The organism is Endobacterium panacihumi (assembly GCF_050847465.1).
Lineage (GTDB): Bacteria > Pseudomonadota > Alphaproteobacteria > Rhizobiales > Rhizobiaceae > Neorhizobium > Neorhizobium panacihumi.
This window is the reverse complement of the sequence record NZ_JBOZRA010000001.1, coordinates 1,458,856-1,484,322: the sequence shown is the minus strand read 5'-3', so window position 1 is coordinate 1,484,322 and position 25,467 is coordinate 1,458,856. Positions and strand designations below refer to the sequence as shown.

Below are 25,467 nucleotides of genomic sequence, written 5' to 3'. Positions count from 1 at the left end.
ATGACGACGACCACAAAAATCTGGCGCGAGAGCGGTTTTGTCGAAAACGATCCCTGGGTGATCGAGAGTGATGAAGTGAAGGCGGGCGAGGGGCAAAAGGTTCTGCTCCCGCTCGACGCTTTGATCGCCCGCGCCGAGGAGAGCAATGATGTCGGCCTCGGCGTCGTGCTTTTTCCGGCGGACGATGTGACGAAACTGGAGCCCTATCTGTCGCGGCTGGATGTCGTGGCGGTGAGCTTTCCGGCCTTCAATGATGGCCGGGCGTTTTCGCAATCCTCGCTGTTGCGCGACCGGCTGGGTTATGGCGGCGAAGTGCGGGCCGTGGGTGACGTGCTGATCGACCAGGTGCCGCTGATGTTACGGACGGGGATCGACACGTTTGCCGTGACCAATGCGACGGCGATCAGGCGGCTGTCGGAAGGGCGTCTGCCGGGGATTTCCGAGCATTACCAGCCGGCGGTGAAGGCAGCGGTTGCCGGACAGGGTTACAGCTGGCGCCGCCGTGCGCTGACTGCGGAGCAGGCGTGACAAGCTGACGGCTTTGAAACCTGATCGTTTTGGTATAATTCCGAAAGCCATGAATGTGCCTCGCCTGTCGGGCGGGGGTTGGAGGCGGTGCCGTGGTGCCGCGAAACGATGACGAACGAGACCGGCATAATGAACGCTCCCACCAAGCCCGAAGAATTCGCGCCCAAAATTCCGGACGGCGTTTATGCCGAGACCGTGCTGTCCGTCGAACATTACACCGACCACCTCTTCCGTTTCCGCATGACGCGTCCGGCCGGTTACCGTTTCCGTTCGGGTGAATTTGCGATGATCGGGCTGATGGTGGGCGACAAGCCGATCTACCGCGCCTATTCGATCGCAAGCCCCGCCTGGGACGAGGAACTGGAATTCTTTTCGATCAAGGTGCCGGATGGTCCGCTGACCTCGCATCTGCAAAAAATCAAGCCGGGCGATACGGTGCTGATGCGCAAGAAGCCGACCGGTACGCTGGTTCTCGATGCGCTGACCCCCGGCAAGCGGCTTTACATGTTTTCGACCGGCACCGGCATTGCGCCGTTTGCCAGCCTGATCCGCGACCCGGAAACCTATGAAAAATTCGAGGAAGTCATCCTCACCCATACCTGCCGCGAAGTGGCGGAGCTGAAATACGGTTTCGATCTCGTCGAAGAGATCAAAAACCACGAATTCCTCTCCGAAATCGTTGGCGACAAGTTGAAGCTTTATTCGACCGTGACCCGCGAAGACTACCCGTTCCAGGGCCGCATCACCGACCTGATCGACAATGGCAAACTGTTTGCCGATCTCGGCGTGCCGGCGCTCGACCCGACTGTCGATCGCGGCATGATCTGCGGTTCGGCGGCGATGCTGAAGGACACCAAGGAGCGTCTGGAGCGCGCAGGTCTTACCGAAGGCGCCAATAACAAGCCGAGCGAGTTTGTCATCGAGCGGGCTTTTGTCGGCTGATTACGGCCAGCTTGGAGACAATCGTCATCAGATGCAAAAAAAGCCGCTGGATCAATCCGGCGGCTTTTTCGTTCTGTGATGCTGTCAGCGCGCCGGTACAGCAGGCGCGGGCACCGGCGGGGCGGAGAGTTTTGACGAGACCAGCTCGACGCTGCCGCGCACATGGATCGTCACCGGCTTGCCGCCGGAGCCTGCCACGGCCAGCGCGATGACCGACACGTCCTCCTCGAATGTGGTGACATAGAGGACCTGCGCCCTGTTCACGTAGATGGGCTGGTTATGGGTGTTTCTGAAGCCGATCATCGTGGCGGGTCTCCTAGCAGGGTGGTTAAGGAGATATGGCACGGATGGGTTGATGGAGGGTGAATCTACGGGTGAGGCGAGGGGTGTCGCATTATTTCTGATTTTGAAAACAGATTTATGGTGATGGACTGCGAAGGCAGGCGGGCCCTATCCACATGATAGAGTGGTTTGGATCTAAGTCATACCGGCAACCGGGCTGTTTTGTGGCGCTTCAAATAGCCATGCAAGTCCGAAGTGCTGGTGGATATGTCGAAATAATGCAGCTTTGCAAAGAGATGTGATTTGAAATGGAACTGATATTGGCGGACACCGTTGCCGCGATAAGATTTCGTGATTGAGGAATCGTGTGTTGCAGTCAGCGGTTGCTGGGTGTCAATACTGTTCATTAATTCGATTTCGTGTACAGATTAATAGCCACAGGTCCAGTGAAGGGGAGATCGATAATGACGATGACGGCTGTAAAGGTACGTTCGGTTGGTCTGCGCGGCGCGAGTGAGATTGGGTCCGCAAAACTTTCGTCAATATCTTCAGTTTCAATTGTGGGTGATAGAAGTAAAAATATTGCAATTATAGCGGCTTCTGAAAAGATCAGCGAGGGCGAATCAAAGCGTTCTCGGGGATCATCTAAGCGTGCCAAAGACACAAAGTAAGCTATACAGCAAAACTGATTGGGATCGGGTCACCAGCGAGGGTGACAGAGGTGTAGAGCGGTATCGTACTGCCGGGCGGCGTGATTTCGCCCGGCTTATACATTCTCCCGCCTTCAGACGATTGCAGGGGAAAACGCAACTCTATCCGTCTCATGAAAGCGATTTTTTCAGGAACAGGCTAACCCACTCATTGGAAGTTGCGCAGATAGCAAAGTCAATTGCTATCCGGCTGAATAACACGGAGGCTTTCCTCAGGCCTGCGGCGATGAAGATCGATTTGGATTTGGTCGAGTTTGCCGGGTTGGCGCATGATCTGGGGCATCCGCCTTTCGGTCATAATGGGGAGAAGACTTTAGATCGGCTAATGATGTCGAGCGGTGGCTTCGAGGGTAATGCTCAAACTTTGAGAATTCTGGCTAGATTGGAAAAGAAGGAAACGTCCGAATTTCCTTCGGTAAAAGCGGTTCCGACGCCAATCGATGCTTCGGGAAAGGATTTGCGATGCGGTCTCAATTTGACATACAGGACGCTTGCTTCAATTGTTAAGTACAATAAAACAATACCTGTCACCGCAGAGAATAGAAGGCAGCAAAAAAATGATTCTGGTCCGGTTAAGGCTATTTATTCGACAGAGCAAGAATTATTAAATAATATCAAATCGGCTATTTCTGCTCCGGAGGATCGCGATTTTAAGACGATCGAGTGCTCGATTATGGATGTCGCTGACGACATTGCTTATTCGACATATGACCTAGGCAGTGTCCTCATAAACGGGGTTCATCTTATTGGCGGTGTGTGATTCAATCTCCTTGAAAGGAGTTTGCCATGCGCCGTCACGAATTGAGCGACGAAGAATGGGCTGTCATCGCACCTCTCTTGCCGACCAATAGCCGTGGAATTGAACGCGTCGACGACCGCCGGGTAATCAACGGCATTCTGTGGCGTTTCAGGACTGGTTCGTCCTGGCGAGATGTGCCGGAGCGTTATGGTCCACGCACGACGCTTTACAATCGGTTCTCCCGCTGGCGCAAGGCGGGCGTATGGGATCGTCTTCTGGACGCCGTTTCAAAGCGTTACGATGGAGACATCGTGATGATCGACAGTTCTTGTGTTCGCGTTCACCAGCATGGTGCCAACGCTAAAAAGGGGGCTCTGCCGATCCTTGCATGGGACGTTCTCGCGGCGGCCTAACGACAAAAATCCATGCTCTTGTCGATGCAGATGGCAGACCGGTTCGGCTGGAACTCACCGCCGGCCAATCCGCCGATGCACCGATGGCTGAGAAGCTGTTGAGCGACCTGCAGCCCGGCGCGACGATCCTTGCCGACAAGGCATATGACACCGACGCAATTCGAAACTTTGCCAAACAACGTAAATGCTGGGCGAATATCCCTGCAAAGGCCAATCGAAAGCAGACATTCAGCTTCAGCCGCTGGGTCTACCGTCAGCGCAATCTTGTGGAACGGTTCTTCAACCGTATCAAGCAGATGCGTGGCCTTGCAACGAGATACGACCGGCGTGCCGACAACTATCTCGCCGCCCTCAAGCTTGCCGCGACGAGGATATGGATTGCGTCAGCTAATGAGTCCGCGTCCTAGAAGATTCATTGAAGGCAGGCTTTTTATCTCCGCTCCGTATGATTTCCATGCCGGACGAATTTAAAGAAAGAATTGCTGACGGTGTTCGGGGTAAGATTAAGGAATATTATGGAGATGCTTCCGTCAATGATCAAGCGTTTACGGTGAAGAACCTCAATGATATTTTAGCAAATTTATTCAGAGATATACTTCTGCCAGACGATAACATGCTGAATGTGCTGTATGCCGGAGTTGGCGCCGAAGAGGCGGCATTTATGTTGGGTTCTCATACCCATCGCAGTTCGCAGGAAATATCTGAGAATGGCTATTTGAGAACTGCGTTTACCTCGCAGTTGGTTGGAGAATACATACAGAGCATCGAATTTTTACCAGATGAAAAGTGTCCTCCTCTCAGTCGTGCTCGTTTGAAGCTCGAAACATTTAAGAAGGTGGAGACTTTAAAAAGATTTGCTTATGAGTTGCTGATTTCTTCGCCAAGGTTGAAGATAGCTGAGAAACGTGGCGATGAAATAATTTCCAAGATATTCAATTCATTTCTCGACACACCAGAGTTGCTTCTAGACGACTGGCAGGTCTTACATAAGGCAGTAGATGACTCTGTTTGGAAGAAGAGGGTGGTATGTGATTACATTGCCGGCATGACCGATAGATATTGTGTAGAGGTATATAGTCGCCTTACTGGTGAAAACCCAATGACGATATGGAAGCCGCATTAGTTTTTATAGTTTTTCTCATTACGGGTTGCTTTTAAGCGGTTCGAGGCAGCCTATAAAATCACAACATCAGGAATAACGGTGAGGAGAAAAATGAAGGTCCATCAACTAATAGATGGACCTTGTTAATATTTTTCTCTGTAATGCGCTCTTTAGTCCGGCGCAAATACAGTTCTCACCGCCCCGGCCGCCCCGTCTTACCCTTCGTGCGCCGCTTCTGCTGTTTCTGGTCGCCCGCATCCTCATAACTCCCGGCGCCGATCTTGCCGCGTACCAGCGGGCGCGGATCGTCGCGGTCGGCGCGTTCCGGCTGGCCTTCCATCAGTGGCGAAAAGCGTTTGCCGGGTTCGGTGACCGGTTTTTCCGGAATTTTTCCCGTGGTCGGCTTTTCCGTGCGGCCGACGGTCATTTCGTCCAGCGTGTTGCGGCGGAAGAGGGAGTCTTTTGCCGGCTCTTCGCTAGCAGAGGCTTGCTTGTCGGTCGTGGCTGTAGGTCCTCGGGTCAAGCCCGAGGATGACGACGGAGAGCTTGAGGACGAGGATGACGGAGGAGAGGTGGTGCGCCCCTTACGTTCCTGATCTTTCGCCTCGTCCCTTGCGATCGGGTCATCCATCGTCGCAAGCTCGGCGGCCTTGAGGCGTTTGATCTCGTCGCGCAGGCGGGCGGCCTTTTCGAAGTCGAGATCGGCCGCAGCATCGCGCATGCTCTTTTCCAGCGCGTTGAGATGGGCCTGCAGATTGTTGCCGACCAGATGGCCGCCGTCGGCAAAACCCTTTCCGCTGGCGCCGGAAATGTCGGCGCGGACGTGGTCGCGTTCGTAGACTGAGTCGAGAATGTCGGAAATTTTTGCCTTCACCGATTCCGGCGTGATGCCGTTTGCCTCGTTATAAGCGACCTGCTTTTCGCGGCGGCGGGCGGTTTCGTCCATGGCGCGCTGCATCGAGCCGGTGACCTTGTCTGCGTAAAGAATGACCTTGCCGTCGACGTTACGCGCCGCACGTCCAATGGTCTGGATGAGCGACGTTTCCGAGCGCAAAAAACCTTCCTTGTCGGCGTCGAGGATGGCGACAAAACCGCATTCGGGAATGTCGAGACCCTCGCGCAGAAGGTTGATGCCGACCAGCACGTCGAAAGCACCCAGACGAAGATCGCGGATGATCTCGATGCGTTCCAGCGTGTCGATATCCGAGTGCATGTAGCGGACGCGAACACCCTGTTCGTGCAGGTATTCGGTAAGATCTTCGGCCATACGCTTGGTCAGCACCGTGCAGAGCGTGCGATAGCCTTTTTGCGCAGTTTCGCGGATTTCGCCCAAAACGTCGTCGACCTGGGAGCGGGCGGACCGCACTTCCACCGGCGGATCGATCAGGCCGGTCGGGCGGATGACCTGTTCGGCAAACACGCCGCCGGACTGTTCCATTTCCCAATTGCCGGGCGTGGCCGAAACGGCGACGGTGAGCGGGCGCATGGCGTCCCATTCCTCGAAACGCAGCGGGCGGTTGTCCATGCAGGAGGGCAGGCGAAAGCCGTATTCGGCGAGCGTCGCCTTGCGGCGAAAGTCGCCGCGATACATGCCGCCGATCTGGCTGACGGAGACGTGGCTTTCGTCGATGAACAGAAGGGCGTTGTCGGGGATATATTCGAACAGGGTCGGTGGCGGTTCGCCGGGATTGCGGCCGGTGAGATAACGCGAATAGTTCTCGATGCCGGCGCAGGAGCCGGTGGCTTCGAGCATTTCGATATCGTAGCGGGTGCGCTGTTCCAGCCGCTGCGCTTCCAGCAGGCGTCCGCCCTTTTCCAGCTCGGCAAGGCGGATTCTTAGCTCTTCCTTGATCGATTTGATGGCGCCGTTGAGGGTGGGGCGCGGCGTGACATAGTGCGAGTTGGCGTAGATTTTTACCGATTTCAGGTCGCCGGTCTTCTGGCCGGTGAGCGGGTCGAATTCGGTAATGCTGTCGATCTCGTCGCCGAACATGGAGATGCGCCATGCGGCATCTTCAAGGTGGGCCGGAAAAATTTCGATCGTGTCGCCCCGGACGCGAAAAGAGCCGCGGATAAAATTGATGTCCTGGCGTTTATACTGTTGTGCGACAAGGTCGGCGAGAAGCTGGCGCTGGTCGAGGCGGTCGCCCACTTCCATCTGAAACGTCATGGCGGTGTAGGTTTCGACCGAACCGATACCGTAGATGCAGGAGACCGAGGCGACGATGATGCAGTCGTCGCGTTCCAGCAGCGAGCGGGTGGCGGAGTGGCGCATGCGGTCGATCTGTTCGTTGATCGACGATTCCTTCTCGATGAACGTGTCGGAGCGCGGCACATAGGCTTCCGGCTGGTAATAGTCGTAATAGGAGACGAAATATTCGACCGCGTTGTCCGGGAAGAAATTCTTGAACTCGGAATAGAGCTGGGCGGCCAGCGTCTTGTTGGGCGCGAGGATGACGGCGGGGCGCTGGGTCTCCTCGATCACCTTGGCCATCGTAAAAGTTTTGCCGGAGCCGGTGACACCGAGCAGCACTTGAGAGCGCTCGTTGTTGTTGATGCCCTCGACGAGATCGGCGATCGCGGTCGGCTGGTCGCCGGCGGGCTGGTATTCCGACGCCATGCGGATGGTGACGCCGCCCTCGGATTTTTCCGGGCGCTGGGGGCGGTGAGGGGTCCAGAGCTTGCCGTCCTTGAAGAGCGGGTTGCCCGACTCGATCAGGGCGGAGAGGGCTTCGACCGTGGCGGTGACGGCGCCGGTGGCGAGATGCTCCGCCTCCTCCAGCGAGACATCCATGCCGGCGACCGGATTGAGGCCGGCGGCGGCGCGGGTCTTTGGGTCGGACGATGCGCCGATGGAGACGCCGCGCGAAGTTTTTGACGCGGTGGTGTTCTTTGCCGTTTTCTGGGCTGTCTTGGGCTTGTCCTTCGCGGCAGCCTTGATGGCTTCCTCGCGGGCGGCGATCTCGATTTTTTTGCGGTGTTTGCCCGCTTTCGAAGCGATTTCGCGCTGCGTTTCGATGCCCGAAAGTTCCGCCTCGGCCTCGAGTTGTTTCACCCAGTCGGAAACGCTGCCTTCGAGCGGCGCGCCTTCAAACGACGATTGCGGGGCTTCCTCGAAACCGCTGGGCTTGGAGGACGAGGTTTTTTTCGGAGTTTTGGCCATGCCGCGAATATGGAGAGACTTTTCTCCATTGTGAAGAGGGCAGGGTCACAAAACCAGTACAAAAAGTGAACCGGTGGTTTAGTTCTTGCGGCCGGCGCTGCGCTTGAAATCGACCTGCTGTGTGTTGGAGGGGCGCTCGGCGATCCAGTTGTCGAGCCGCTCCGGCGGCATCGGGCGGGCGAAGAAATAGCCCTGCGCCGTGTGGCAGCCGAGTTCCTGCAGCGCGGCGGCGTCTTCGGGTGTTTCCACGCCTTCGACGAGGACGTCGATGGAGAGCGACTGACCGAGGCCGACCAGCGCCGACACGATGTTCTGGCTCTGGCGGCTGGAGGTGACGGCGGCGGCGATGCCGCGGTCGATTTTCAGGCGATCGACCTTCAGGCCGGTAAGATAGGTGAGCGAGGAGTGACCGGCGCCAAAATCGTCGACGGCGAGCTTGTAGCCGGAACCGGAGATGCGGGCCAGCTGGTCGCCGATCATGTCGGTATCGAGCAGGGCTTCCTCGGTGATTTCGATTTCCAGCAGGGCCGGATTGATCTTGTGGCGGGCGACGATGCTGTCGATGAGATCGACGACCGAATAGACGGACAGTTCGCGTGGCGACACGTTGATGGAGACGGTGGCGTGCGGCAGGCCCATGTCGGGCAGGCGTTTCAGCAGGCGGCAGGCGGCTTCGGCGATGGTGCCGGTCAGCTTGTCGGACTGGTGGGTGGCGAGCGCCGCATGCACGATATCCGGCGGCGCGATGGCGCCGAGCTGCGGGTGGTGCCAGCGCACCAGCGCCTCGAAGCCGATAATGCCGCTTTCATCCAGCATGACCTGCGGCTGGAACCAGGCTTCGACCGCGCCGCTCAAGATAGCGGCGCCGAGATCCTGCTCGATCTGGTGGCGACGGGTGGCGGCGATGCGGAAATCCGGGTGGAATTCACACCAGCGGCCACGACCGGAATCCTTGGCGCGGTAAAGCGCCATGTCCGCACAGATGAACAGCTCTTCCGCATTGGCCGCGTGATCGGGATAGATGGCAAGGCCGATGGAGGTGCCGACGATGCAGGACTGTTCGGCAATGGTGATCGGGCCGTGGCTGCGCTCCAGCATGGCTTCGCATTGCTTGCGGGCACGTTCTACCGCGCCGGTGCCGGTGAAAATGACCGCGAATTCGTCGCCGCCGAGGCGGGCGAGGACGTCGGCGCCTTCGATGGACTGGCGCATGCGGTTGGAAATGTAGACGAGCAGGTTGTCGCCGACGCTGTGGCCGAGCGTGTCATTGATCAGCTTGAAACCGTCGAGATCGACCATCAGCAGGGCCAGTTGACGGTCGCTGCCTTCCGGGCAGTTGGCGATGCCGATGGACAGCGCTTCGTTGAAGGCGTTGCGGTTGGCAAGGCCGGTCAGCGGGTCGCATTTGGCCAGATGTTCCAGCCGGGCATTGGTGGTTAGGATTTCGCTATTGGCTTTTGAGAGCGATTCGGCCAGTGCCTTGGCCTGAACCGTGCCGCGCGTATTGCTGGCGAAGGTGATTTCCGACTGCTTGCTGCCACGATAGAGGAGCAGCGTCAGGGCGGTGACGCAAAGCGCCAGCATCAGCCCGTGAATGCCCTGGGGCAGCAGCGAAACGATGACCGCAAGATGCACGGGCAGAGCAAAGGACAGAGGGGCCAGGCTGTTGCCGGCACCCATCAGCACGGTGGCAGCGGCGATGCCGAGCATCATCAGATAAATGCCGCCATCGACGCTGGTGGCATCGAAATCGCTGAACAGGAAGGGAAGCGCCGCCCAGGTGCAGCCGGTCACGAATTTGCCGATTGCCAGAAGCCGCAGCGTCTTTTCAGGTTCCAGACTGGCAAGATCGCGGCGCATCATTGTCGCCGTCATGCCGCCGCGAACAAGCAGCGTCAGAAGCAGCATCATCAACCAGTAAGGCGCAAGGCTGTCCGTGCCGTGGCCAACCGTCGACACGGCATAAGCGCAACCGCCAATGACGGCGTTGGTCGCAAGCATGTAATACATGCGGTCGATAACCGAAGCCGCCCGGGCCTTCGCAATCTCCGACTTGATGCGCGTTTCATTCTCGTCAGTCAGGAAGCGGCTTGGCATCCAGAATGTCTCGTCTCGTTTCAGCTTGGCAGCATATGCGCATGGTCGCATGAAAAAAACATTAATTGCACCAATGGCTTAAAGGTGATCGAGTGTCTGATCTTGCCGGGAACGAACGGCTCTATCCAGCCTTATATTTGTGGTTGTGTCTGCCGCGCCACGACGTCGGCGCGTTCACGCCAGATTACAAATCGTTCATGTCGGAAAAATTGCCTTAACTTGTTGCGGTTTGTGTCGCAGTGCTACATCACCCCTTGTCCACGGTTCGAAACGAGGTGCTCGATGACACTTTCCCACCCCACCATGGCGGCCATCCGGTTTGGATATGGTCTGAAGCCGGGTGAAGAAAATGCGCCGGCCAGCGCTGCCGACCTGATGAAGCAGGTCGAAAGAGGCGCCAAGGCCAAGGCGCGCTTTCCGCGGGAGGGTTTTGAGGGCCGCCGCGAGACGGCGCTCCGGCTGTTATCGGTGCGGGCCGTGGAGGCGAAGACGGCGCAGGCGGGCAAACCCAATCCGGAACTGCGGCGCGACACGTTGCGCGAGGCGGACCGCATGCTGCGGCGCGATTCGTTTGCGCGCATCATGCAGGCCGTGCATTCGCAGAACGGCTTTTTCGAACGACTGGCGAGTTTCTGGGTCGATCATTTCTCCGTCAATGCGCGCAAGACCTATGCGATGCGGATGATCGTCTCGCTGTTCGAGGCCGAAGCGATCCGGCCCAATATCGGCGGGCCATTCGTGAACCTGCTGAATGCGGCGGTGCTGCATCCGGCCATGCTGTTTTATCTCGACCAGAACCGATCGGTGGGGTCGGAATCGCAGGCCGGGCTGCGCAATGGCACCGGCCTGAATGAAAACCTCGGCCGCGAACTGCTGGAACTGCACACGATGGGGGCCGGCTCCGGTTACACTCAGGACGACGTGCGCGGTGCGGCACTGATCCTGACCGGTGTCACCGTCGATGCGAGGACGCTCGAAGTGGGGTATAGGCGGGCACGCGCCGAGCCGGGCCGGCTTTCGCTGCTGGGCAAGGTGTATGGTGAAGAGGGCCGTAGCGACGCCGATCATGTGGCGATGCTGGACGATCTGGCAAAACGCCCGGAGACGGCGAAGCATGTATGCACCAAGCTGGTGAAGTATTTTATTGCCGACCAGCCGCCGGCCGAAGTGGTGGATGCCATGGTGGCGGCGTGGACGGCCAGCGACGGCAACCTGACCGCGGTTTATCAGGCCATGCTCGATCACCCGCGGTCCTGGGAAGGCGAAGGCCAGAAGATCAAGCAGCCATTTGATTTCGTCGTTTCCGGCCTTCGCGCCCTCGATGTGAAAGAAGCCGAACTGACGGCGCTGGCCAAGGCGCTCGATGACGAGGATGCGGAAGTGCCGGTGCGGCCCGATGAAGCCGAGGATGGTGACGACGTGGCGCAGGCGCAAAAGCCGGGCCCGCGCGGCGCCGACATGGGCCGGCCGGAAGCCACGGCCGATGCCGGAGACGCTGCGGCCAGCGACATCAAGAAATCCGCCACCAAGGCTGCTGCCCCCAAGCCGGGTTATGCCCGTGCCGTGACATTTGGTGCGCTGCGGCGCATGGGGCAGCCCGTGTGGCAGCCTCCGAGCCCGGCGGGTTTTGCCGACGATGCCAGTGCCTGGCTTTCGCCGAGCCAACTCAGCGAACGTATCGCCTGGGCGCGGCTGGCCGTGCGCGGGCTGGGCAAGGATCTCGATCCGCCGGCCTTTCTCGTTGCAACCCTTGCCGATGCGGCGCGGCCGGAGACGACAAAAATCGTGGCGCAGGCGCCCAACAAGGTGCATGGCCTGACCATGGTGCTGGTTTCCCCGGAGTTCAACAGGAGATGACGATGGACGCTTCGAAGGGTTTTCGACTGTCGCGCCGCGGCTTTCTTGGCGTCGCCTGTAGCTTGGCGGCCATGCCGGTGATGACGCCGGTGAGCTTCGCCGCGACGCCCGGCGACGCCCGTTTCGTGACGATCATTTTGCGCGGGGCGATGGACGGGCTGGACCTGCTGCAGCCTTATGGTGATGCGGCGTTTGCGGGATTACGGCCGAAACTGGCGCTGACGCCGGAGAAAGGCCTGACCGATCTCGACGGCCGTTTTGGTCTGCATCCGGCAGCAAAATCGCTGATGCCTCTTTGGCAGGCCCGTGAACTCGCCTTCGTGCATGCCGTCTCGACGCCTTACCGGGACGAGCGCAGCCATTTCGATGGGCAGGATATTCTGGAAAGCGGAGGCGCCGACAAGCGCGAGCGCAATGGCTGGCTGAACCGCACGCTGGCCGCCATTCCGCGCACCGCCAGCAGGCGGGCGATCGACATCAACACGTCGATGGAACTGATCCTGTCCGGCCCGAATGATGTGGATGTATGGTCGGCGCAATCCGACGTGGCGCTGGCCGAGGACGAGGTGCGTTTTCTGGAGCGGCTCTACGAGGGCGATCAGGGTTTTTCCAAGGCTTTCGAAGAGGCCGTGCGCACCGACATGTCCACCGATCCGCTTTATGCGGGCGCCAAGCGCGGGGCAGGGGTTGCAGACATGGCCAAGCTGGCGGGCAACCTTCTGGCGCGCGATTACCGGATCGGCAGTTTTTCGATCAATGGCTGGGACACGCATGTGAACCAGAAGGCGCAGTTCGCGCAGGTGGCCGGCACGCTGGCGCTGGCGATCACCACGTTGAAGGAGAGCATGGGTGCGGATTCCTGGTCGAAGACGGTGGTTCTGGCCATGACCGAATTTGGCCGTACGGCGCGCGAAAACGGCAGCGGTGGCACTGATCACGGAACCGGCGGCGTTGCGGTTATGGCAGGCGGTGCCGTCGACGGCGGCAAGATTTTTGGAAACTGGCCGGGGCTGGGAGAAGAGCAACTCTATCAGGGCCGCGATCTGATGCCGACCGGCGATCTGCGCGAACTGGCGGCGGCGATGATCCACAAACAGTATGGTGTTTCGGCTGGCGACCTCACGACCAAGGTGTTTCCGGGTCTGAGTTTTGATACGGGCTCGGTGTATCTGAGATAGCATATGCCCTCTATTGCCTGCAAATGCGGCGAGCGGCTGCGCTATGGAGATATTCCCAACCCGATCGAGTGGCTGCTGATCGCCGACACGGATTTCGATGAGGTGACCGGTCCGGTTGATGCTGAATCGCTTTACCAGAAGGCCACTCACATGCTGAAATGTCCGTCATGCCGACGGCTTTGGGTCTATTGGGACGGTTTCAGAGAGGCGCCCACGTGTTACGGAACCGCAGACTGAAAGGTGCCAGCTGGCACATGAGGACCAGGTGACCTCAAGTCGGCGTCTGTAGCGGCCCGTCATCGCCACGCCGATGCCCCCGGCACTTCTCCCTGCAAGCGGGGAGAAGTGAGATGGGATGTTTTGCTTACTTCAACCGCGCCACGACGAGATGGCCCGGGCTGGGTTGCCCGTCCTGCATGCGCACGTTGATTTCCGACATCTCGATCAGCTCGAAGCCTGTCTCTTTCAGACGGTCGAGGATGTAGCTTTCCGCATGCACGAAACGCTGATGCGGGCCGACCATGTGGGTGCGGCCGTCGGTGTCCGGCAGGCTTTCCGATGAGAACACAAAAATGCCGCCCTTGACCATGTTTTCGGCCGCGCCGAAAAACAGCGGCTCCAGCGCGCCGAGATAGGGCAACACGTCGGTGGCGGTGATCAGGTCGAAAGGCTCGTCGTCATTGTCTTCCAGAAAATCCTCGACCTCGCCGACATAAAGCGTCTCGTAAAGATCCTTTTCATGGGCGATCTGAACCATGTTTTCGGAAATATCGAGACCGGTAATGTCGTCGGCCATGTCGCGCAGGGCTCCGCCCGTCAGGCCGGTGCCGCAGCCGAGATCGAGCATGCGCTTGAACGGACCAAGATCGAGCGACTGCAGGTGCTGGCGCACCATCATCGGCACGGTATAGCCGAGCTGCTCGACGAGAATATCTTCAAAACTTTCGGCATGCTGGTCGAACAGGGTTTCGACATAGGCGTCGGGCGCGCGCGGCGGGGTTTCGCCACGGCCGATGGACGCAAGGCGGACGGCTGCGCCACCGTGGTCCTCGGGGTCGAGTTCCAGAACTTCGGCATAGGCTTTTGCCGCAGCATCGAGATCGCCGGATTTTTCCAGATCCAGTGCGCGGTTATAGGCCTCGGCCAGGGCTTCCTCGTCGATCTTGGTCATGGCGCGTCCTTTTCCGGTGCCGGTTGATATGGGCGCGCTTTTAGCGGGAACAGGCGTTTTTGCAATGGTGGATACAAGGTCGCCCGCCTCAGCTTTGCCTGAATGGCGCGTTCAGGTGGGGTTCAGGCCGGTATGCACAGGTTTGGGAACAATTTTAATGGGTGGCCGTTGAGGGCTGCCCGCACAAGGCCAGGCTCCCGCAAGAGGAGTCTCGATCAGAATTTTGCAGGGATGCGAGATCACCAAGGAGGTCCCATGTCGAAGAAACACCGTTTGATGGCCGGAGTTGCCATGCCTGTGTTGTCGCTGTCATTGATCTGGCAGCCGGCGCTGGCAGCACCGATCGCGCCGGGCGCGATCGCCGTGCCGGCACAGAGCCGCGTGGTGCAGGTTCAGGATGCACCGGCCGCTGAGCAGCCGATCCTGCCGCCGGATGCGGCACCGGCCGAAGAAGCGCCGGCCGAACGGCCGCGTCGCGAACAGGCACCGGAAGCGCAGGAAGCACCGGCGCCCCAGGCGGAACCGGAAGCACCAGCCGCCCGTGAGGCGGCGCCAGAGCCGGAAGCACCGCGTCCACGTCGGGAAGCGCCGGCTCAGGAAGCACCTGCGCAGGAAGCGCCCGCCGCTGAACAGCCGGCGGCCGAGCCGAGCCAGGAACAGCCGCGCCAGCGCCCACGTCGCGAACAGGCGCCGAGCCAGGAGCAGCCCGCAGCAGAACAGCCGGCGGAACGTCCGCAGCGGCCTGAACGCCCGGCCCGCAGCCAGGAAAACAATGGCGAGAGCCAGCCGGGTGCCGAGCGTCCGCGTGGTGAGCGCCCCAGCTCTGAACGCCCTCGGGGCGAGCGCCGTGGTTCCGATGCTCAGGCACCTGATCAGGCACCCGCACAGCGCCCGGCCGAACAGCCTGCCGCGCCGGCAGAAGCACCGGCGCCGGCCACACCGGATGCTGCGCCGGCTGCCCGTCCGGCTCAAAGCGACGCTCCGGCCGCAGGCGGTCAGGCTGCGCCGGACCAGACCACACCGGGCCAAATCGCACCGGGTCAGGCACCGGCTGAACAGCCTGCCGCCGGCACCGCACCGCAGGGTGGTGCGCCGGCCGCACCCGGTCAGTCTGCTCCGGGCCAATCAGGCGCCGCACCGGTTGCTCCGGGTGCTGTACCGGGTCAGCCAGCACCGGGTCAGGCAGCCGCTCCGCCGGCGGGTCCTCGCACACCGGAAGAAATCGAACGCGCCAAAGCGATCGCCAAGGATCCGGCGTCCGCCACCGGTCCGGTCGTGCTGCCGGTCGAAAATGGTGCCGCGATCCTCGATAGCGCCAAGGAATATCCGTCGGCGCCGGCAGCCGCCGCTCCCGGTCAGCCGGGGCAACCGCGCGGACCGCGCGAAGGTGGCCCGCGTCCGCCGCAAGGTGGACAGCCTGGTGGTCCGGCCGTTGCCGCTCCCGCAGGCCCGCCGCCACCGCCGCCAACTTCCGATGCCGAGGCTCAGGCGCTGGCACCCGGCGAACGTCCGCGTCCGCCGATCAAGCTCGAGGCTGCAACCGCCGAGCGTGGCGAACGTCTCGATGGCCGTCCGCGTTTCGAACGCCCGGAAGGTTTTCGCGAACACGGTGGTGACCGGGATGGTGGCCGCGTGATCCTGCAGTTCGACAACCGCACCATCGTGCGCCATGACGACAGCCGTCGTTTCTACGACGAAGGTTATGAGCCGGAATACGAGCGCCTGCGCGGCGGCCGTACCCGCGAAATCATCGAGCGTGACAACGGCGTGCAGATCGTCACCATCCGCAACCGATACGGTGATGTGGTGCAGCGTTCGCGCATCGGCGACGACGGCCGCGAATACGTGCTCTATTATGCGCCGGAACTGATGGAAGACCGCGACCAGCCGCGCCGCTGGCGCGATCCGGGTCTCGACCTGCCACCCATGCGCCTGACGGTGCCGCTGGACGACTACATCATCGACACCTCCACCGAACCGGACCGGGATTATTATGAATTCCTGGAGCAGCCGCCGGTGGAACGCGTCGAACGCGTCTATTCGCTGGATGAGGTGCGTTATTCCGCCCGTATCCGCGACAAGGTGCGCCGTATCGATCTCGATACGATCACCTTTGCGACCGGCAGTGCCGAAATTCCGATGAACCAGGCGTCTTCGTTGCGCAAGGTGGCGGATGCGATCAAGGAAGTGCTGGAACGCGACCCGGCCGAAACCTTCCTGATCGAAGGCCATACCGATGCCGTCGGCTCCGACGACAGCAATCTTGTTCTGTCGGACGAGCGTGCCGAATCGGTGGCGCGTGTGCTGACCGATGCGTTTGACATCGCGCCGGAAAATCTGGCGACACAGGGTTATGGCGAACGTTACCTGAAGGTGCGCACCGACGGTCCTTCGCAGGAGAACCGCCGCGTCACCATCCGCCGTATCACGCCGCTGGTGAAGCCGGTGGCGCAGAAGTAACATGCTTGCGGATTGACCATGAAAAAGCCGCCGGGTTTGCGCCCGGCGGCTTTTGCGTTTCAGAGAGACTTGTCGAAATCGACCGACCTGTCCACGCCGCCGGACGGCGAGGGATAGGAGAACGTGCCGAACTGGCCGTAGCCGCGTCCGGCCCAGAAGGCGAGGGTGGCCGGCGTCTGCGCATCCGCATGCAGATAGGCGGTGGCATAACCCAGTGCGCGGGCATCGTCTTCGAGCATCGCCACCATGCGGCTGCCGAGGCCTGTGCCGCGGACTGCCGGATCGAGATAGACGCGGGCAATCTGGCAGGTTTTGTGTTGTCCGAAACGATCGGCGAGCCGCGCGGCGGTGGCGGGCTTGCGGTCAAGATTGTAGAGGCCGCCGGTGGCGATGATCCTGCCGCTGTGATCGGTGATGCTGCGGAACGCGCCGCCGTTTCGGGCACAATACCAGCCGTGTTCGGCCGGGCCGGTCAGGCTGTCGAGATCGGCGTGCCAATCGGCGTTATAGTCGATGCCGTAAAAATCACGGATGATGCGCAGGCAGAAGCGTCGTGCCTCAGGCAGGTCCTCGCTATTGCTGGTGGCGGTCAGGCTTTCGACTTTATATGTCAGGGGCATGATTGACTGTGAGGGATCTGGCATGGACGAAACCGTTTTTCTGTTTTCCTACGGGACGCTGCAATATCCTGAGGTGCAAAAATCCTCGTTCGGACGGCTGCTGGATGGCGCCGATGATGCCATGCCGGGATTTCGCAAGGAGATGCTGGAGATCACCGATGCGGATGTGCTGGCGAAAAGCGGCGAACGTTTCCACCCGGTCGTCGTGCCCTCCGGTGATCCAGCCGACGAAGTGACAGGCAAGGTCTTTCGCATCACGCCGGCAGAACTGGCGGCCGCCGACGCTTATGAAGTGTCCGATTACAAGCGGATCGAGGTTCCGCTCAAATCCGGCATCGTCGCATGGGTTTACGTGAAGGCGTGATCGGCTGAAACCTTACGCGCTGGCGGCGACAAAGATTTCGGCGACACGCTCGATGCCGGCCTGATCGTCGCTATCGAAACGTGCGGGGATCGGGCTGTCGAGATCGATAACACCGATGACGTCTTCACCGCGCATGATCGGTACGACGAGTTCCGAGCGCGACGCGACATCGCAGGCAATGTGGCCGGGAAAGGCATGCACATCCTCGACCAGCATGGATTGGCGTTTTTCGACCGCTGCGCCGCACACGCCGCGTCCGACCGGAATGCGCACGCAGGCCGTCTTGCCCTGGAACGGGCCGAGCACCAGTTCGCCTTCCTTCATCAGGTAAAAGCCGGCCCAGTTGAGATCCGGCATCATCTGGAAGAGAAGCGCCGAGGTGTTGGCGGCATTGGCGATGAAATCTCGCTCGCCTTCGAGAAGAGCGGCCAGTTGCTGCGTCAGCTGGCGATAGAATTCCGGCTTGTTTTCTGTCTCGATCACGGTGGTCTCGAACATGGCGGCTCCTCGGGGATAGGGGTAGGGCGGTTTAGGACTTAGGGTAAGACTGAGCAAGCAGAATAGCAGTGCGGAAAGACCTTTGAGATTCCGAATGAGCCGCTTAAACCAAATGGCAGCGTCAGTTCATTCGAGGCATTTCATGCTACGTTTTCTTTTGGCTTTGGCACTGGCGCTTTGCATCCTGGCCGCGATCGTCATCCTGCCGTTTCTGCTGCTTTTCACCGTCGCCAGCCTCCAGCAGGGATATTCCTGGAAGGAAATGGATTGGAATGAGGACGGCACGACAACGATCGCAGAATTTCTTGAAGCGACCGACGTCGGCAAGGAGAAGGTCGTTGTGGACGGCAGAACCTGCTCGAGATTTTATTCCATGAAGGACGGGCTGACGATCCGGCTGGATTGCCCTTGATTGCAGAGCTTTAAACGCAGCCCGGTTGCTAACGTTTCGCCTCCAGCATCGCGACAATCTCCCCATACCCCCGCGTCTTCGCATGTTGCAGCGGCGTCACGCCGTCCTTGTCGGCGAGGTCGCGGCTGGCGCCGGCATCGAGCAGCAGTTTGACGATCTGCTGGTGGCGCTCGCCGCCGTCGCTCAGAATGATCGCTTCGAGAAGCGCGGTCCAGCCGAGATTGTTGACGTGGTTCACATCGACCCCCGCCTCGATCAGGGTTTTCACCGTTTCCACATGACCACGTTCCGACGCCGGGATGAGTGCCGTGCCACCGTAGCGGTTGGTGCTCTTGAGGTTTGCGCCATGCGCCAATGTCAGGCGCAGGATTTCCAGATGACCGCGCGCGCCGGCGTAAAGATAGGGGCTGTCCTGAACGGCATCCTTGGCATTCACGTCCGCGCCGGCCTCGATCAGCAGTCTTGCCGTTTCGATATCGTTGGCGCGGGTGGCGATGAGGAGCGCGGTCTGTCCGTTTTCGCCGCGCTTGTCGAGTGTTGCGCCGGCTCTGATCAGCGAGGCGACGGTCTGGCTATTGCCGCTCTGGGCGGCTTCCAGCAGCGCATCCGTGTCCGACATCGCAGGCTCCATCAGGAAAGGGATTGTCAGGGCGGTGGCCACCATCAACCGCAATGCTGGGTCCCCAAGCAGGCGCTTCAACGGCGATCCCGGTTTTGCTGTCATGGTCGTCTGGCTCATCGCATTCCATATTCGGGTACAGACGGAATGAAGCGCATGGGCGTCGGCGAGGCAAGTGATAATCCGTCGCTCTTGCCGGCAGGGGCGAGGCGCCGGCAAAGCCGGTGATTGCTGTACAGGGCACTCCGGCTTAAATTTATCCAGGCAAATGCAGTGGCGTTCGTTTGTCAAACAGTGTCGGACATGATGGGGGAGATGATGAAGCTTCTGTTGGTTGGTGCGAGCGGGCTTGTCGGCGGCAATGTGCTGAACCTTGCTTTGGCAGACCCACGGGTGGACCATGTGGTGGCACCCGGACGAAAGACATTGCCGGCGCATCCCAAGCTCGAGGTGCCGCTTTGCGATTTCGACAGGATGACGGGCGACGAAGCCTTCTGGCACGGCGATGCGGTGATCTGCACGCTTGGGACGACGATCAAGGTCGCCGGATCAAAGGCGGCTTTTGAACGTGTCGATCATCGTTACCCGCTTGCTGTCGCCCGTTTCATGCATCGTCGCGGTGCCCAGGTTTTCGTGCTCAATTCGGCGCTTGGGGCTGACCCGCAATCGCGTTTTTTCTACAATCGCGTGAAGGGACAACTCGAGGCGGATCTGGCGACGGTCGGGTTCCGATCGTTGTGCTTCGCGCGGCCCGGATTGATCGGGGGCGAACGAGCGGAGCGCCGGCGCGGCGAAGATGCCGCAGAAGCGGTGTTGAAGGCGCTTGGGCCGATCCTTCCGAGGCGCTGGCGGATCAACCCTGCGCCGGTGATCGCACGGGCGCTGCTTGAGCATGCGATCGCGGCCAAGCCCGGTGTTTCGGTTGTTCTGTCGCAAGATCTCACCGGATGATACGCTCGGTTTGTGCCTGCTACTCGATGTTGTCAGCCGCGCTTTCTTGACCCCATCCGCCGAAATTCGTATCCTCCCTCCTGTCTGAAACAGGTTAGGCACGGGACGGTTGGCCCGGCCCCTCCATTCGGGAGGTCCTTCCGTCACATCGTTGACGGCCCAAGACTATCACGGCGCTTGCATGGTGCAGGCCTCGATAGAAAGGGTTTGAGGATATGAAACCGCGTATTTCCGTTCTGACGCTCGGCGTCGCCGATCTCGAAAAATCCCTGGTCTTTTATCGCGATGGTCTCGGTCTGCCGACCGAAGGCATTGTCGGGCGCGAGTTCGAACACGGCGCCGTCGCCTTTTTTGATCTCTCCGGCGGGGGGAAGCTGGCGCTGTGGGCGCAGGACGATATTGCCCATGATACCGGTCTGTCCAAACAGGCCGGCAGCCCGACCGCCTTCACCATTGGCCATAATGTGCGCCGCCGCGAGGAGGTGGATGCCGTGATGGCGGCGGCTGAGAAGGCCGGTGCCGGTGTCGTCAAACCACCGCAGGATACGTTTTACGGCGGTTATGCCGGATATTTCAGCGATCCGGACGGGCATGTCTGGGAAGTGGTCTGGAACCCGCAATTGCTGCCCGACGATTAGAGCGGTTGATTGTTAAATGGAAGCAGTTCTGCCGGAGCAGGTTTTCGTCGGGGCGGTGGCGATTGGCGAAGGGCATACCACCGGGTTACGTGCGAGCCGATCGCCGCTGATCCCGGCGGAAAGATGCCCGGCCCCTTCGGGGTTGGCTGAAACGGAGTCGGCTGGTCGTATGGCCGGCTTGGCCGTATGCTTTGGCTACGACACGCGCCGGCCATACGACCAGCCGACTCCGTTTGAGCCAACAGAACTGGTTCCATTTAACAATCAACCGCTCTAAGCGACGGTCGGCGCGGCAGATCACCGGCAAGCACTGTGATTGCCGGTGAACGCCCCGTTACTGGAATTCCGGCGGGCGCGGTTTCGGCAGCGGCACGTCGGCGACGTTCTCGGTTGCCCAGGTGGTGATGGCGTGGACGAGGCTGGGTGTCTCCGCCTGCAGATAGCTGGGGTGGCCGGCGAGGCCCATCGGATAAAGCGCGTCGCGTTCGGCTTCGTAAGCGACGCTCGCGCCGGTGCAGAGTTTGACACGCATGTCCGGTGCCGTGATGTCGCTGCGGTTGGCAATCGTTTCGACGCGGCCGCTCGCAGGAAGGCGGTTTTCAAATGCTTCGGTCAGGTATTGGGCGGCGCGTTCGTTGCGTTCGCGCTCCGTCGTCGCGCCCATGATGACGACCATCAGACTGCGGCCATTGCGTTCGGTCAGGCCGACATAGTTGCGGCCCGACGCGCAGAGAAAACCGGTCTTCATGCCGATCGTGCCGGGAAAGCGGGTGAGCAGCAGATTGTTGGACTTCACCTCCTTGCCGTCGAACGACACGGCGGTCGCCTGGAAAAACCGCTCGTATTCCGGAAAGGCGCGCGCGATCTCCATGCCAAGGACCGCCATGTCGCGGGCTGTCGTATAATTGTCCTTGTCGAACAGGCCATTGGGGCTGGCGAAATGTGTGCCGGTCATGCCGAGGCGTTGTGCCTGCGCATTCATGCGGCGAAGGAAGGCGGGGAGGTCGCCTCCCACTTTTTCAGCAAGCGCTACGGCGACATCGTTTGCCGAAGCGACAAGGGCACCATAAAGCGCGTCTTCCAGCGTCATCGTGCGGCCGAATGTCAGGCCGGACTCGAGAAAAGCCTGTTTGGCGGCGTTGCGGGTAATCATCACGGGCGTATCGAGCCGGACTTCACCGGCGCGCAGCGCCTCGAAGGTGACGAGCGCCGTCATCAGTTTTGTGGTGGACGCCGGATACCAGGGCGCGCCGGCATCTTCCTGATAAAGCACTTCATGGCTGGCGGTGTCGACCACCAGAACCGGCGTCGAATGCGCCACCGTGCATGGCAAAAGGGCCGCAAGGCACAGCAATGTTTTCAGCGATCGTCCGGTCAATGTGGTCATGGCCATGCTTCAGTCTCCAACAGGTGATCTGACTTAGGAAAATTAGCGAATGCTGGCAATGTCATAACCGGCCGGGAAAGGGGGCGCGGGCCTGCGGAAATCGCCGGTGTTGCCGTAATGTCGGCACAGAAATCGCCGAGGTTGCGCGCAGTTCCCGATGGAGGATGGTGATGAGGATTTTGGTAACCCTGTTTGCGGTTTTAAGCGTTGCGGCTTTTGCTCCTGCGGCGGCATCAGCCGCGCCCGCCAAAACGAAGATCTGCAATCCGCAGGCGGCGCAAAAGCTGGTGGGCAAGAAAAAGCCCAGCGATGCGCGGGCCAGGCGCCTGACCGGCGCTGCAACTGTGCGCCAGATCGGCCCCGGCGACATGGTGACGCGCGATTTCAGGCAGGATCGGGTCACGATCGAAACCGATCCTGCGACCGGAAAGGTGACACAGGCTTCCTGCGGGTGAGCGGTAAATGCCTCGGGCTGCGCGTCCTGGCTTGAACTTGCTGGAAAACGCTCTACTCTTGGTGGAACCTGATGGCTTTTGTGGAGGATGGAAAATGTCCCGAACCAGCGTCTGGATTTCAATCATTTCCTGGGCCGTATTGGCGGTGATGACCGCGTGGGCGAGTGTCCGTGTTGTAAACACTGCCTATCCCGATCTGCACCCCGGCCTTCTGGCGATGACGGGCTTTTTTGCTGTGCAGGCGGTTTACGGGCTGCGTAGTTTCGCCCGCCGGCGCGGCTGGGCGATGGCGTCCTATGCGCCGGTCAAGGACTGATCGATCGGCTGTTGGGTATGTGCTCTAGACAGCTTGTCTTGTTCGCCATGCGTGAAAAAAGCGCTCCCCGTTGCCGAGGAGCGCTCTTTTCGTGGCCGGTGAGGGGCGCGGATCAGGCCGCCGCGACCTCGCGGTCATCGAGCGTGTCGATGTCCTTGACGTTGTCATAGGCCGCCTGATCGAGAATGCCTTCACGCTTGGCGACGATGGTGGGCACCAGTGCCTGACCGGCGACATTGACGGCGGTGCGGCCCATGTCGAGGATCGGATCGATGGCGAGCAGCAGGCCGACACCTTCCAGCGGCAGGCCGAGCGTCGAGAGCGTCAGCGTCAGCATGACGACGGCGCCTGTCAGGCCGGCCGTGGCGGCTGAACCAAGGACCGAAACGAAGACGATCAGGAAATATTCCTGAATGCCGAGCGGCACCTGGTAGAACTGGGCGATGAAGATGGCCGAGATCGCCGGATAGATGGCGGCGCAGCCGTCCATCTTGGTGGTAGCACCGAGCGGAACGGAAAAGGCCGCATATTCGCGCGGCACGCCGAGCGCCTTTTCGGTGACGGTTTCGGTGACCGGCAGGGTGCCGATCGATGAACGCGACACGAAGGCGAGCTGGATGGCCGGCCATGCGCCTGCGAAGAAACGCGAGGGTTTCAGGCCATGGGCGAGGAGCAGCGCCGGGTAAACGACGAAGAGGACGAGCGCGAGGCCGATATAGACGGCGGCGGCATACCATGTCAGCTGCGACAGCGTCGTCCAGCCATACTGGTCGACAGCGCGGCCGAGCAGGCCGATCGTGCCGAGCGGCGTCAGGCGGATCACCCACCACAGGATTTTGCGCACGACCGCGAGAAACGCCTGGTTGAAGGCGAGGAAAGGTTCGGCAGCCTTGCCGGCCTTCAGCGCGGCGATGCCGAAGGCGATCGACACCACGAGAATTTGCAGCACGTTGAAGTTGAGCGACGTCGACGCCGAACCGTTCGTTAGCTTGGTCGAGGCTTCGAGGCCGAGCAGGTTGGCGGGAACGAGTCCTTTGAGGAAATCGAGCCAGGAGCCCGCCGAAGACGGCGCGCGCGCGGCGGCCTGCGTGACCTCCGTATTGAGACCTGGCTGGATGAGCAGACCGAGTGAAATGCCGATGACGACCGCGATCAGCGCGGTAATCGCGAACCAGAGCAACGTCTGCCAGACCAGCTTGGCGGCGTTGTTGAGGTTTTTCAGGTTGGCGATCGAGGCGACGATGGCTGTGAAGATCAGCGGCGGCACCAGCGCGCGCAGCAGCTGGACAAAGATCGTGCCGATCGTCTGCAGCGTCACCGAAAGGCCATTCTGGTTGCCGGCGGCATCGGGGCCGATATTGCGAGCAAGGAGGCCGAGTGCCAGGCCGATGACCATGGCGGTGAGGACCTGAAAGCCAAAATTGCTGTAGAAGGGTTTTGGGCTCGATGGAACGGGTGAGGCGGTGCCGGGTGTTGTTGGCATTTGCGAAAGCTTTCCAAAAGGATGGTGCGCGGTTCCGAGCGATCGGTGCCGTGCTGAATTTGGGCGATGATAAACCGAATCCTCTCTGCGTTAAGGGATGTGATTGCCTATTTGAAGTGCGAATGATGTTTTCGTGCTCAGCCGACAGTTTGTTCTGCATGAATCTTCCATCCTTCGGTAGCGCCGAAATGGAGGTGGATTGTTAAGCGTGTGTGCAGATATGTTGTGATCACAGGTTGCGGTCTTCGTGGTGCTGATTGATGCTGTCGCGGCTATCTGCCTTGGGGCATGGGGGAGCTGGATTGCATGCATGAAACACGATCACGGCGACTGGCCGTGTTGATTGATGCAGAGAATGCATCAGCCAAAATCGCCGACGGGCTGTTCAAGGAGATTGCCAAGCTCGGCGACGCAACGGTCAGGCGCATCTATGGCGATTTTTCCACCGGCCAATGCAGACCATGGACCGATGTTCTGGCAAGACATGCAATTATTCCACAGCAGGTTTTTGCCTATACGACCGGCAAAAACGCCTGTGATATCGCGCTTGCGATCGATGCGATGGATATTCTGCACACTGGCCGGTTGGACGGTTTTTGCCTCGTGTCATCCGACAGCGATTTTACCCGGCTGGCGACGCGTATCCGCGAAAATGGACTTGATGTGTTCGGGTTCGGTGAAAAAAAGACGCCCGAGAGTTTTCGGCTGGCGTGCCAGCGGTTTATTTATACGGAAGGCTTGTTGTCGCCAGCCATGGCGGATCATGTCGTTGTTCCGTTGAATGCCAATGTAAAAAAATCGCCAAAAATGGCGACGCTGCTAATCAAACAAGCCGTTGCTAAACTAGAAAATGAGGATGGTTGGGTGCATTTGGGGCCGGTCGGTGCACAATTGTCGAAATTGGCCAGCGCGTTTAAGCCGCAAAATTATGGTGCGAAAAAGCTTAGCGACCTTGTCCGGCAGACCAATGCCTTTGATCTACAAGTGGTAGAGGGCAACATGTTGCGCATACGGCCGAAGCAACCTCTACCGCAGAAGAACATTGCCTGATTGGATGCGGCTGGCAGTCTCGTCGCCGCGAA

At 60.0% G+C, this 25,467-nt stretch carries 26 protein-coding genes; 16 read left to right on the top strand and 10 right to left on the bottom strand.

Features of this window, described 5'->3' with window-relative positions; genetic code table 11:
• The gene (locus tag ACRQ1B_RS07355; RefSeq protein WP_432292976.1) at nucleotides 1-528 is read left to right on the top strand and encodes a DUF934 domain-containing protein; all 528 of its coding nucleotides are present in this window, start codon (nucleotides 1-3) and stop codon (nucleotides 526-528) included.
• A gap of 129 nt (nucleotides 529-657) precedes the next feature.
• Nucleotides 658-1,470, top strand: coding sequence for a ferredoxin--NADP reductase (locus ACRQ1B_RS07350; RefSeq protein ID WP_432292975.1), 813 nt, complete (start codon nucleotides 658-660; stop codon nucleotides 1,468-1,470).
• An 84-nt stretch (nucleotides 1,471-1,554) separates the two neighbouring features.
• On the opposite strand, the gene ACRQ1B_RS07345 is transcribed toward ACRQ1B_RS07350, so the two are convergent.
• Entirely contained in the window at nucleotides 1,555-1,773 is a 219-nt protein-coding gene (locus tag ACRQ1B_RS07345) for a hypothetical protein (RefSeq protein ID WP_432292974.1), read from the bottom strand.
• A 179-nt stretch (nucleotides 1,774-1,952) separates the two neighbouring features.
• On the bottom strand, nucleotides 1,953-2,159 hold the full coding sequence (locus ACRQ1B_RS07340; protein ID WP_432292973.1) for a hypothetical protein: 207 nt from the start codon (nucleotides 2,157-2,159) through the stop codon (nucleotides 1,953-1,955).
• 244 nt (nucleotides 2,160-2,403) lie between these two features.
• On the opposite strand from ACRQ1B_RS07340, the gene dgt reads away from it, so the two are divergent.
• The 3 genes from dgt to ACRQ1B_RS07325 all read left to right on the top strand — a co-directional run bounded on the left by dgt (nucleotide 2,404) and on the right by ACRQ1B_RS07325 (nucleotide 4,737).
• Nucleotides 2,404-3,222, top strand: a complete 819-nt coding sequence (gene dgt, locus ACRQ1B_RS07335; protein ID WP_432292972.1) for a dGTP triphosphohydrolase — start codon at nucleotides 2,404-2,406, stop codon at nucleotides 3,220-3,222.
• 26 nt (nucleotides 3,223-3,248) lie between these two features.
• Nucleotides 3,249-4,021, top strand: a protein-coding gene (locus ACRQ1B_RS07330) for an IS5 family transposase (protein ID WP_432292971.1) whose coding sequence is annotated in 2 segments (ribosomal slippage) — nucleotides 3,249-3,569 and nucleotides 3,572-4,021 — 771 coding nt in all. Because the reading frame shifts where the segments join, the coding sequence is not laid out codon by codon here.
• A gap of 8 nt (nucleotides 4,022-4,029) precedes the next feature.
• Nucleotides 4,030-4,737, top strand: a complete 708-nt coding sequence (locus tag ACRQ1B_RS07325; RefSeq protein ID WP_432292970.1) for a hypothetical protein — start codon at nucleotides 4,030-4,032, stop codon at nucleotides 4,735-4,737.
• Nucleotides 4,738-4,909: 172 nt separating this feature from the next.
• Here ACRQ1B_RS07325 and uvrB read toward each other — a convergent pair whose 3' ends face one another.
• Both uvrB and ACRQ1B_RS07315 read right to left on the bottom strand, forming a co-directional pair.
• A complete protein-coding gene (uvrB, locus tag ACRQ1B_RS07320) occupies nucleotides 4,910-7,879 on the bottom strand; it encodes an excinuclease ABC subunit UvrB (protein ID WP_432292969.1) in 2,970 nt (989 codons plus the stop codon).
• Between the two features lie 78 nt (nucleotides 7,880-7,957).
• Entirely contained in the window at nucleotides 7,958-9,976 is a 2,019-nt protein-coding gene (locus ACRQ1B_RS07315) for a putative bifunctional diguanylate cyclase/phosphodiesterase (protein WP_432292968.1), read from the bottom strand.
• Between the two features lie 282 nt (nucleotides 9,977-10,258).
• On the opposite strand from ACRQ1B_RS07315, the gene ACRQ1B_RS07310 reads away from it, so the two are divergent.
• From ACRQ1B_RS07310 to ACRQ1B_RS07300, 3 genes are read left to right on the top strand one after another with little or no spacing between them, the layout of a single operon-like run.
• Complete coding sequence (locus tag ACRQ1B_RS07310; protein ID WP_432292967.1) at nucleotides 10,259-11,833, top strand: DUF1800 domain-containing protein; 1,575 nt, start codon at nucleotides 10,259-10,261, stop codon at nucleotides 11,831-11,833.
• Nucleotides 11,830-13,011 (top strand): DUF1501 domain-containing protein, encoded by a 1,182-nt coding sequence (locus ACRQ1B_RS07305; RefSeq protein WP_432292966.1) that lies wholly within the window; start codon nucleotides 11,830-11,832, stop codon nucleotides 13,009-13,011. Before ACRQ1B_RS07310 ends, ACRQ1B_RS07305 begins: the two co-directional genes overlap by 4 nt.
• A gap of 3 nt (nucleotides 13,012-13,014) precedes the next feature.
• Complete coding sequence (locus ACRQ1B_RS07300; protein ID WP_432292965.1) at nucleotides 13,015-13,248, top strand: DUF8617 domain-containing protein; 234 nt, start codon at nucleotides 13,015-13,017, stop codon at nucleotides 13,246-13,248.
• A 127-nt stretch (nucleotides 13,249-13,375) separates the two neighbouring features.
• Here ACRQ1B_RS07300 and ACRQ1B_RS07295 read toward each other — a convergent pair whose 3' ends face one another.
• Nucleotides 13,376-14,182 carry a class I SAM-dependent DNA methyltransferase gene (locus ACRQ1B_RS07295; RefSeq protein ID WP_432292964.1) on the bottom strand — a complete coding sequence of 269 codons (807 nt, stop codon included), beginning with the start codon at nucleotides 14,180-14,182 and terminating at the stop codon, nucleotides 13,376-13,378.
• A 255-nt stretch (nucleotides 14,183-14,437) separates the two neighbouring features.
• Between ACRQ1B_RS07295 and ACRQ1B_RS07290 the strand changes: the two genes are divergently transcribed.
• Nucleotides 14,438-16,642: an OmpA family protein gene (locus ACRQ1B_RS07290; protein ID WP_432292963.1), complete on the top strand. Its 2,205-nt coding sequence runs from the start codon at nucleotides 14,438-14,440 to the stop codon at nucleotides 16,640-16,642.
• A gap of 59 nt (nucleotides 16,643-16,701) precedes the next feature.
• On the opposite strand, the gene ACRQ1B_RS07285 is transcribed toward ACRQ1B_RS07290, so the two are convergent.
• Nucleotides 16,702-17,262 carry a GNAT family N-acetyltransferase gene (locus ACRQ1B_RS07285; RefSeq protein ID WP_432292962.1) on the bottom strand — a complete coding sequence of 187 codons (561 nt, stop codon included), beginning with the start codon at nucleotides 17,260-17,262 and terminating at the stop codon, nucleotides 16,702-16,704.
• Nucleotides 17,263-17,284: 22 nt separating this feature from the next.
• Between ACRQ1B_RS07285 and ACRQ1B_RS07280 the strand changes: the two genes are divergently transcribed.
• Nucleotides 17,285-17,626, top strand: coding sequence for a gamma-glutamylcyclotransferase family protein (locus ACRQ1B_RS07280; RefSeq protein WP_432292961.1), 342 nt, complete (start codon nucleotides 17,285-17,287; stop codon nucleotides 17,624-17,626).
• A gap of 12 nt (nucleotides 17,627-17,638) precedes the next feature.
• Here the strand turns inward: ACRQ1B_RS07280 and ACRQ1B_RS07275 are convergent, their stop codons facing one another.
• Nucleotides 17,639-18,124, bottom strand: coding sequence for a GAF domain-containing protein (locus ACRQ1B_RS07275; RefSeq protein ID WP_432292960.1), 486 nt, complete (start codon nucleotides 18,122-18,124; stop codon nucleotides 17,639-17,641).
• A gap of 142 nt (nucleotides 18,125-18,266) precedes the next feature.
• Between ACRQ1B_RS07275 and ACRQ1B_RS07270 the strand changes: the two genes are divergently transcribed.
• Nucleotides 18,267-18,536 carry a hypothetical protein gene (locus ACRQ1B_RS07270; RefSeq protein WP_432292959.1) on the top strand — a complete coding sequence of 90 codons (270 nt, stop codon included), beginning with the start codon at nucleotides 18,267-18,269 and terminating at the stop codon, nucleotides 18,534-18,536.
• 28 nt (nucleotides 18,537-18,564) lie between these two features.
• Here ACRQ1B_RS07270 and ACRQ1B_RS07265 read toward each other — a convergent pair whose 3' ends face one another.
• The gene (locus ACRQ1B_RS07265; protein WP_432293835.1) at nucleotides 18,565-19,155 is read right to left on the bottom strand and encodes an ankyrin repeat domain-containing protein; all 591 of its coding nucleotides are present in this window, start codon (nucleotides 19,153-19,155) and stop codon (nucleotides 18,565-18,567) included.
• 315 nt (nucleotides 19,156-19,470) lie between these two features.
• On the opposite strand from ACRQ1B_RS07265, the gene ACRQ1B_RS07260 reads away from it, so the two are divergent.
• Together ACRQ1B_RS07260 and ACRQ1B_RS07255 are read left to right on the top strand one after the other, a co-directional pair.
• Nucleotides 19,471-20,106 carry a Rossmann-fold NAD(P)-binding domain-containing protein gene (locus tag ACRQ1B_RS07260; RefSeq protein WP_432292958.1) on the top strand — a complete coding sequence of 212 codons (636 nt, stop codon included), beginning with the start codon at nucleotides 19,471-19,473 and terminating at the stop codon, nucleotides 20,104-20,106.
• Nucleotides 20,107-20,321: 215 nt separating this feature from the next.
• Entirely contained in the window at nucleotides 20,322-20,744 is a 423-nt protein-coding gene (locus ACRQ1B_RS07255) for a VOC family protein (protein WP_432292957.1), read from the top strand.
• 334 nt (nucleotides 20,745-21,078) lie between these two features.
• Here the strand turns inward: ACRQ1B_RS07255 and ACRQ1B_RS07250 are convergent, their stop codons facing one another.
• On the bottom strand, nucleotides 21,079-22,137 hold the full coding sequence (locus ACRQ1B_RS07250; RefSeq protein WP_432292956.1) for a D-alanyl-D-alanine carboxypeptidase family protein: 1,059 nt from the start codon (nucleotides 22,135-22,137) through the stop codon (nucleotides 21,079-21,081).
• A gap of 164 nt (nucleotides 22,138-22,301) precedes the next feature.
• Between ACRQ1B_RS07250 and ACRQ1B_RS07245 the strand changes: the two genes are divergently transcribed.
• Nucleotides 22,302-22,586, top strand: coding sequence for an I78 family peptidase inhibitor (locus tag ACRQ1B_RS07245; protein ID WP_432292955.1), 285 nt, complete (start codon nucleotides 22,302-22,304; stop codon nucleotides 22,584-22,586).
• Between the two features lie 94 nt (nucleotides 22,587-22,680).
• Complete coding sequence (locus tag ACRQ1B_RS07240; RefSeq protein WP_432292954.1) at nucleotides 22,681-22,902, top strand: hypothetical protein; 222 nt, start codon at nucleotides 22,681-22,683, stop codon at nucleotides 22,900-22,902.
• A 112-nt stretch (nucleotides 22,903-23,014) separates the two neighbouring features.
• Here the strand turns inward: ACRQ1B_RS07240 and ACRQ1B_RS07235 are convergent, their stop codons facing one another.
• The gene (locus ACRQ1B_RS07235; protein ID WP_432292953.1) at nucleotides 23,015-24,385 is read right to left on the bottom strand and encodes a dicarboxylate/amino acid:cation symporter; all 1,371 of its coding nucleotides are present in this window, start codon (nucleotides 24,383-24,385) and stop codon (nucleotides 23,015-23,017) included.
• A 306-nt stretch (nucleotides 24,386-24,691) separates the two neighbouring features.
• Between ACRQ1B_RS07235 and ACRQ1B_RS07230 the strand changes: the two genes are divergently transcribed.
• Nucleotides 24,692-25,435, top strand: coding sequence for an NYN domain-containing protein (locus ACRQ1B_RS07230; RefSeq protein ID WP_432292952.1), 744 nt, complete (start codon nucleotides 24,692-24,694; stop codon nucleotides 25,433-25,435).
• Nucleotides 25,436-25,467: the final 32 nt, after the last annotated feature.

Bases quoted from the DNA above. Each gene is read 5' to 3' on its own strand.
- ACRQ1B_RS07355 (WP_432292976.1), top strand. From the start codon at position 1: ATGACGACGACCACAAAAATCTGGCGCGAGAGCGGTTTTGTCGAAAAC.
- ACRQ1B_RS07350 (WP_432292975.1), top strand. From the start codon at position 658: ATGAACGCTCCCACCAAGCCCGAAGAATTCGCGCCCAAAATTCCGGAC.
- ACRQ1B_RS07345 (WP_432292974.1), bottom strand. From the start codon at position 1,773: ATGATCGGCTTCAGAAACACCCATAACCAGCCCATCTACGTGAACAGG.
- ACRQ1B_RS07340 (WP_432292973.1), bottom strand. From the start codon at position 2,159: ATGAACAGTATTGACACCCAGCAACCGCTGACTGCAACACACGATTCC.
- uvrB (WP_432292969.1), bottom strand. From the start codon at position 7,879: ATGGCCAAAACTCCGAAAAAAACCTCGTCCTCCAAGCCCAGCGGTTTC.
- ACRQ1B_RS07315 (WP_432292968.1), bottom strand. From the start codon at position 9,976: ATGCCAAGCCGCTTCCTGACTGACGAGAATGAAACGCGCATCAAGTCG.
- ACRQ1B_RS07310 (WP_432292967.1), top strand. From the start codon at position 10,259: ATGACACTTTCCCACCCCACCATGGCGGCCATCCGGTTTGGATATGGT.
- ACRQ1B_RS07305 (WP_432292966.1), top strand. From the start codon at position 11,830: ATGACGATGGACGCTTCGAAGGGTTTTCGACTGTCGCGCCGCGGCTTT.
- ACRQ1B_RS07300 (WP_432292965.1), top strand. From the start codon at position 13,015: ATGCCCTCTATTGCCTGCAAATGCGGCGAGCGGCTGCGCTATGGAGAT.
- ACRQ1B_RS07295 (WP_432292964.1), bottom strand. From the start codon at position 14,182: ATGACCAAGATCGACGAGGAAGCCCTGGCCGAGGCCTATAACCGCGCA.
- ACRQ1B_RS07290 (WP_432292963.1), top strand. From the start codon at position 14,438: ATGTCGAAGAAACACCGTTTGATGGCCGGAGTTGCCATGCCTGTGTTG.
- ACRQ1B_RS07285 (WP_432292962.1), bottom strand. From the start codon at position 17,262: ATGCCCCTGACATATAAAGTCGAAAGCCTGACCGCCACCAGCAATAGC.
- ACRQ1B_RS07280 (WP_432292961.1), top strand. From the start codon at position 17,285: ATGGACGAAACCGTTTTTCTGTTTTCCTACGGGACGCTGCAATATCCT.
- ACRQ1B_RS07275 (WP_432292960.1), bottom strand. From the start codon at position 18,124: ATGTTCGAGACCACCGTGATCGAGACAGAAAACAAGCCGGAATTCTAT.
- ACRQ1B_RS07270 (WP_432292959.1), top strand. From the start codon at position 18,267: ATGCTACGTTTTCTTTTGGCTTTGGCACTGGCGCTTTGCATCCTGGCC.
- ACRQ1B_RS07265 (WP_432293835.1), bottom strand. From the start codon at position 19,155: ATGTCGGACACGGATGCGCTGCTGGAAGCCGCCCAGAGCGGCAATAGC.
- ACRQ1B_RS07260 (WP_432292958.1), top strand. From the start codon at position 19,471: ATGATGAAGCTTCTGTTGGTTGGTGCGAGCGGGCTTGTCGGCGGCAAT.
- ACRQ1B_RS07255 (WP_432292957.1), top strand. From the start codon at position 20,322: ATGAAACCGCGTATTTCCGTTCTGACGCTCGGCGTCGCCGATCTCGAA.
- ACRQ1B_RS07250 (WP_432292956.1), bottom strand. From the start codon at position 22,137: ATGGCCATGACCACATTGACCGGACGATCGCTGAAAACATTGCTGTGC.
- ACRQ1B_RS07245 (WP_432292955.1), top strand. From the start codon at position 22,302: ATGAGGATTTTGGTAACCCTGTTTGCGGTTTTAAGCGTTGCGGCTTTT.
- ACRQ1B_RS07240 (WP_432292954.1), top strand. From the start codon at position 22,681: ATGTCCCGAACCAGCGTCTGGATTTCAATCATTTCCTGGGCCGTATTG.
- ACRQ1B_RS07235 (WP_432292953.1), bottom strand. From the start codon at position 24,385: ATGCCAACAACACCCGGCACCGCCTCACCCGTTCCATCGAGCCCAAAA.
- ACRQ1B_RS07230 (WP_432292952.1), top strand. From the start codon at position 24,692: ATGCATGAAACACGATCACGGCGACTGGCCGTGTTGATTGATGCAGAG.